The organism is Streptococcus parasanguinis (assembly GCF_001074805.1).
GTDB classification, from domain to species: Bacteria; Bacillota; Bacilli; order Lactobacillales; family Streptococcaceae; genus Streptococcus; species Streptococcus parasanguinis_A.
Genome location: NZ_JUPI01000091.1, coordinates 1 through 885, shown reverse-complemented (window position 1 = coordinate 885; position 885 = coordinate 1). Strand labels below are relative to the sequence as shown.

At 41.9% G+C, this 885-nt stretch carries 1 protein-coding gene; it reads left to right on the top strand.

Annotated elements, in window-relative coordinates; all coding sequences use genetic code 11:
• Positions 1-76: 76 nt before the first annotated feature.
• Positions 77-817, top strand: coding sequence for a MerR family transcriptional regulator (locus ADI76_RS06280; RefSeq protein ID WP_049515163.1), 741 nt, complete (start codon positions 77-79; stop codon positions 815-817).
• Positions 818-885 lie beyond the last annotated feature (68 nt).

Below are 885 nucleotides of genomic sequence, written 5' to 3'. Positions count from 1 at the left end.
AAAGCAGTGCTTTGAGCAACCTGCGGCTAGCTTCCTAGTTTGCTCTTTGATTTTCATTGAGTACAAGGAGGAAATCATGTACCATATCAAAGAAGCTGCAGAGCTGTCAGGTGTCTCTGTCAAGACCTTGCACCACTATGACAAGATAGGACTTCTCGTCCCTGTGAAATCTGAAAATGGCTATCGGACATACAGTCAAGAAGATTTAGAACGATTACAGGTGATTCTCTACTACAAGTATCTAGGATTTTCCTTAGACCAAATAGCAGAACTCTTAGCCGAAGAAAAATCTAACTTATTGCCCCATTTGACCAAACAGTTGGACTATTTGACTCAAGAAAGACAACGTTTGGATACCTTGATTTCTACCTTGCAAAAAACCATTCAAGAACAAAAAGGAGAAAGAAAAATGACCATTGAGGAAAAATTTACTGGATTTAGCTACCAAGATACTCAAAAATACCAGCAAGAGGCGGTAGAGAAGTACGGTCAAGAAGTCATGGACCAAGCGCTTGAACGTCAAAAAGGTCGAGAAGAGGAGGCGACAAGAGCCTTTAATCAAGTCTTTCAAGCCTTGGCGAAAAACCTCCAAGCAGGTTTGCCAGTAACAGCATCGGAAAACCAAGAAGAAGCCGCCAAACTTTTAGACGCGATTCGAACGTATGGATTTGACTGCTCTATAGAGGTTTTTGGCCATATCGGCAAAGGCTATGTCTATAATCCAGAATTCAAGGAAAACATCGACAAGTTTGGAGCTGGCACAGCCCAGTACACTTCGGATGTCATTGCCTTTTATGTTGAAAATCAAGCAAAATAAAAAAGTGAGAGTGGGACAGAAATCGGTCATTCGTTAGAATTCGATTTCGTCGTCCCACCTCCGCACAG

Bases quoted from the DNA above. Each gene is read 5' to 3' on its own strand.
- ADI76_RS06280 (WP_049515163.1), top strand. From the start codon at position 77: ATGTACCATATCAAAGAAGCTGCAGAGCTGTCAGGTGTCTCTGTCAAG.